A 5,328-nucleotide genomic window follows, 5' to 3' on the forward strand; every position below is an offset into this window, starting at 1 on the left:
TCTGCGGTCAAAGGAGTGTTTATCAAGCATAATCACTTACCGTTTAATTATTAGATATATAATGCATAATTCGTATAACATATTGTTAATTTTTGTCCAAACGGATTATTTTCGGTCTGAATGGAGTGGAAAACAGAGGATAACTTTTTTTATTATATATAATAATGATATTCATAATTTATATTACATATCTACATACATCATAGAATATAAAGGAGGAAGAAGTTATGAACAAGTCTGTACGGCGGAGCGGACGTTATGCGCTGCTTACCTGTGCCGTCTTTACCTGGCTGAGCCTGCCCGTCTGTGCGGCGGACAGTCCGCAGGGGGGGGGACAATCGGGTCGAAACGGGAGATATTGTCGTTAAGGTCAATGCGGCCAGAGAAGAGGCCAAGTACGAAAGTCAGAGCACGACGGTTATTACCAGGGAGGACATTGCGAAGAAGCAGGCCAAGTCCGTGGAGGATATCATCTTTGACGAGACCGGTGTAAGCCGCACGGTCGACGCCATGGGCCGGGTCACCGTTTCCATCCGCGGCGCCGAGCCGCGACACACCCTGATCCTCGTGGACGGCCGGCCCGTCATGGGCGACTTTGCGAAATATAGCGGACAGGGCGATGAGCTGCAGCGGCTCGGCACGGAGAACGTGGAGCGCATCGAGATCATCCGCGGTGCGGCCTCCGCCAAATACGGGGCGGATGCCATCGGCGGCGTCATTAACGTCATTACCCGTCAGCCGGCCAGGAAAGCGGGCATGCAGATCAACGTTGAAGGGCGCCGGGCCAAACAGGACGGCGACTTCTTCCCCTATGCGAATTTCTTCCTGCGGGCCGACAGCGGCCAACAGGGGAAATTACGCATGGCGGCCTACGGCGGCAAGCGGGAAATCATGCCGGTGTACAGCATGACGAGGTACCCTGCAGAGATGGATGAGCATGGAAACCCGGTGCCGGGAACGGGTTATTTGCGCAGCAACCTGCGTTATTACGGCTCCATCAAGAACATTGGCGCAGTCTTCAACTGGGATCTCAATGACAACAACAGCCTTGAATTCACGGGCGATAAGATCAAAGAAGATATGAAAATGTTCCAGAAACGCAGTTCCCAGGCTATGAACATGAATGCCAGACGGAATGTGGACCGCAATACGTACGGCGTTACCTACAAGGGACATGACCGGAAGACGGACTGGAAGTTCGGTTACAACTATTCCAAAATGCGGGAAGATGATATTACAACCATGCAGGTTTTTGAAAATTCACCATACCAGGGAAGCGACGCCTTGTATTATCTGGATGACCTGAAACACACCATGAAGAGCTTTAATGCCTCGGCCAATACGCAGGCCAATGGCAAGCACCTCTTAACCTACGGCTTCGGCTACAGCAAGGAAACGGGCGAAGGGAGCCGCATCAAAAACGCTGATTCCACGTATTACCGGTACATCAATCCCTGGGATTACGATAAGAACCTGGCTCTGCATGACGGCACGGTGGCTTCCAGCATCCATGATTATACGCTGGTTAAAAATGAAGCCGGTATACCTCGGTATGATGAGGAATTGGAATGGTACGGGTTTACCGACAGCGGAGGCCATGCAGTAAAACCGGCCTATACGTACGAAATGTATGATAGGTACGGCTTTCAGCCGGAAGCGACCGGTGCTCCTGACGACATTGTAGAAAAAGCCCACCGATTTGCCAATGAACTGATCGAACAAAATCCGGATCTGGCGGCGATGTTCGGCGGCTCTGTGTACACGGGCCCTATGCTTTTGCAGTTCTACTATAATGCATCGGAGTTAAAGAAAGAGGGGAAGCTTAATCTTGCGCCGCGGTGGCATCCGGCAAATTCCGCGGAAGCGGGAAAGTATTTCAAGGAGGACTCCATACTCAGAAATAACCGCCAGACCGTCGGCCGGGCGGAAATCCGCAAGTATAACTTCTATATCGGCGATACGTGGCAGGTCAATAAGGATACCATCTTATCGCCCATTTTCCGCATGGATCACAGCAGCCTCTTCGGCAACTACAGTACCTTTAACATGGGGCTCACTCATAACATCAAGGGCAAGGCCAACCACCGCTTTAAGGCCAATATCGGTACGGGCTACACCGAACCGGGCATGGGTGAGCTCTACTATAACTGGGAGATGTATGCGGGATCACCGGCGGGAACCGTTGACGGCATCGGCAGTGAATTGGGCCGGCTGGGGTATTACTGGGTCGGCAACCGGGATCTGAGGCCGGAAAAATCGCTCAACTTCGATATCGGTTTGGAAGCGGAAAACGGCAAGACATCGACGCGTTTCAATATTTTCCATAACCGTATCCGCGATTACATGACTACCTACTTTACGGGTTACACTATGGATTTTAACCCGACCCGCGATGTTAACGGAAAGGACATAGGCAGTCTCTTCAAATGGCTGACTCCTCCCGATATGATATACAGCTTCAAGAATATCGGCAAGGCGGAGATCACGGGTTTTGAAGCCCAGGTTGACCACCGGTTCAACAAACACTGGTCCGCGAAGCTGGGATACACCTATCTTCATGCCATCAACAAGAGCGATCCCGATATGCCGCGCCAGCTTTTAAACAAGCCGACGCATAAAGTGGATATCGGCGTAACCTATGAAAATAAAGGCTGGACGGCTTCTCTCTGGGGCGATTACTATATTCGTATGCTTGATGCCAACAGTATTGCCAACAATGGTAACTACATGGAAAGCAGCGAGACAGGTACACATTATTTCTTTGCCGATTCCGACAAGATCGAGTATCAGAAGAAGACCTTCGGTCTCTGGAATCTTCTGGTGCAGAAGAAGATAGACAAGGATTCTACTGTCTATGCCGGTATCAGCAACATCTTAAATCACCGCGATGATGACCAGGCCTTTATGGAACGGACATACCGCTTCGGCGTCAACATAAAATTCGGCCCGACGATCCTTACGCCGGAAGAAAAAGCGGCTAAAAAAGCGGCCCGGGCCGTGAAAACGGCAAACGGTGAATCCGTGACTGAAGTCGACGCGGATAAGCAGGATACTCTTGAACGGGACTGGTTCATCCGTCCCGTCTTTGACGTGAACAAGAAGAAGGGCCTGGTCATCATCGGCGATTACCGGATGCGCTGGAACAGCTTTACGGGTAAGAACAATAAACCTGATCAGGCGACGATGACCATGACTACCAGCGTAGGCAGCGCCTACAAGAATTACCGGGAAAAAGGCGGACACGGCTTTGAACAGCGCCTGCGACTCGGCGTGGATGCCCGTATCGGCGACAATACGAACATCAAGGTGCTCGGCAGCGCCGCCGGCTACAGCGGCGTGGATACGCGGCATGACGTGGCCGATTCCAAGGGTCTGAACCGTCAGCGCTTGGATACGGCGGATATGACGCGGCACGTGAAGAAGTGGGACTTCTCCCTGGGGCGTCTCACGGAACCTATGGGTGTGACGGGTTACTGGTTCGGCAAGGAATACGACGGCGCGAGGGCTGTATGGACGAGCGGTAAAAATCAGGTGCGCTTGGGCTACGGCGACTTCCGCCGCAGCACGGGGATCAGTGACAGCGCCTATACCCACGTGGTACGAAAACGCTTCTACCGGGCGCCGACACCTATTGAACTGCTGGGTAGCGGCGGCATCGCTTCCGGCCATAATACTTGGGCCACGGCCTATGACAAGGAAAACGGCGTAGCCGGCTTTAATGACGGAAAGGGGCTCTATCAGATCCTGGGCGCGGCCGGGAGCTGGGAAGAACAAAAGGAAATTTTGCAGACTTATCTGGACGGGATTAAACAGGCTGATCCGGACGGCTACGCGCAGTATATAGAACCGGTCCTGAATGCGCCTGAACGTCTCTTAATGAACAATTACGCTTGGCATAAAATCGAAGGGTATGAAACGGACGATAGCGGCCATATCGTCGGCAGTACGCCTGTAAAGACGTATCTGGCTATGGCCGGAGATCCGATAGATGAAAATCATTATATTGATCCCAGCCGTACGGATCCCTTATCCTACAGTGACATGCTGGACAAAGAAAAGCTGGAAGCGGCGGCTGAAGCCACATGGAACCGGTCGATAGGCGCCGTTGAAAGTACTAATGCCGTCTATGAAAATATACCGTATGCGAATTATTTACCGGAAACCGGTCTGGTGAAAGGCAAAAAATACACCTATAAGGTAACTTTCGACGGCTACGGCGAATACACGGGCGACTCTATTCTCAAAGGCACTGTCCAGCGCCCGCAGACAACAAGTTCTATCAGACATTATTATGTAATGGATTATTCTGAAAAAACAAACGGCGCCTTTACGGTTCTCGATAAGGACACGGCGCATCAAAAGGCCGTCCGGTCCCTGTGGAATAAGGACGCATCCCTGCGCCATTATATGATTGAGTACAATCACTTCGGTTTTCACGGCTATAAAACGCAGGGCAACGTATCTGAGTCCATGATGCATATATTTAATGCTATTTATACGTGGGCGCTTAAGCAGGAATCAGATGTACCTATCAGCAAACTGTTCGGCTCCGGACGGCCTGGCGTGACCGTGGGGAATGTTCTGGTGCAGGATCAGGTTCCTTCTGTCAAGCGTGCGGCTTTCCTGCAGGCGAAACACCGGTTCGGCCGTCACTTCGGCGTGCAGGCCTGGTATCTCCGTTCGACGGGAGACGATACGCACAGCCTGCAGTATGCTGACCTCAATGCGGCGGAAGGTAACAGTACTTATTCGTATGACCGGCTGGCCAGTGTTTTCGGCCTGGGCTTCAAGTGGCGTCTCGGCTCCAATGTTTCCTTCTCGTACGATTGGGGCCAGAACCGCACGGATTTCGGCCGTATGCTGAACGGTTCATCTGATTCAAAATATGTGGAAGGTTCGTCCAGCGCCAGCCCGGACCGTTACGATTACTACGGACGTGAACAAGGCGGCACGCCGCGCTTCTGGGTGGCCCGTCTCGACTTCGGCCGCAGCGACATGGATGTGCCGGGCAGCTGGAACGCCTTTGTGGATTACAAGTACTTCCAGCACGGTTCCTTCTTCGGCGGCAACGGTACGGAAGCCCTGCCGGACCGTTATCTCGACGGTATCCGCAGCTTTACCGTCGGTGCCGGGTATGTGCCGCGTAAGGATTTCCTCATTGAAGCGTTCTATACCTTCGGTGCGAAAGGCATCCATAAGCGGGATACCCTGTACGGATCGGAGAACTTCGAACTCGGCGATTACACGCGCCTCCAGGCGACGTATAAATTCTAAACCGTATCCTTTATATAGGGCAGCACCCTCCCCCAAAAGAAAAGCTGTCAGAAA

The 5,328-nt window shown here is 52.2% G+C and carries 2 protein-coding genes; both read left to right on the forward strand.

Features of this window, described 5'->3' with window-relative positions; all coding sequences use genetic code 11:
* Positions 1-227 precede the first annotated feature (227 nt).
* Positions 228-368 (forward strand): hypothetical protein, encoded by a 141-nt coding sequence (locus tag HMPREF0080_RS10980; protein ID WP_156795319.1) that lies wholly within the window; start codon positions 228-230, stop codon positions 366-368.
* Positions 307-5,274 carry a TonB-dependent receptor plug domain-containing protein gene (locus HMPREF0080_RS10985; RefSeq protein WP_006790806.1) on the forward strand — a complete coding sequence of 1,656 codons (4,968 nt, stop codon included), beginning with the start codon at positions 307-309 and terminating at the stop codon, positions 5,272-5,274. The genes HMPREF0080_RS10980 and HMPREF0080_RS10985 overlap by 62 nt, the downstream gene beginning before the upstream one ends.
* The last annotated feature ends 54 nt before the right edge of the window (positions 5,275-5,328 follow it).

It is taken from the genome of Megasphaera geminata F0357 (assembly GCF_000239275.1).
Lineage (GTDB): Bacteria > Bacillota > Negativicutes > Veillonellales > Megasphaeraceae > Megasphaera > Megasphaera geminata.

Bases quoted from the DNA above. Each gene is read 5' to 3' on its own strand.
- HMPREF0080_RS10980 (WP_156795319.1), top strand. From the start codon at position 228: ATGAACAAGTCTGTACGGCGGAGCGGACGTTATGCGCTGCTTACCTGT.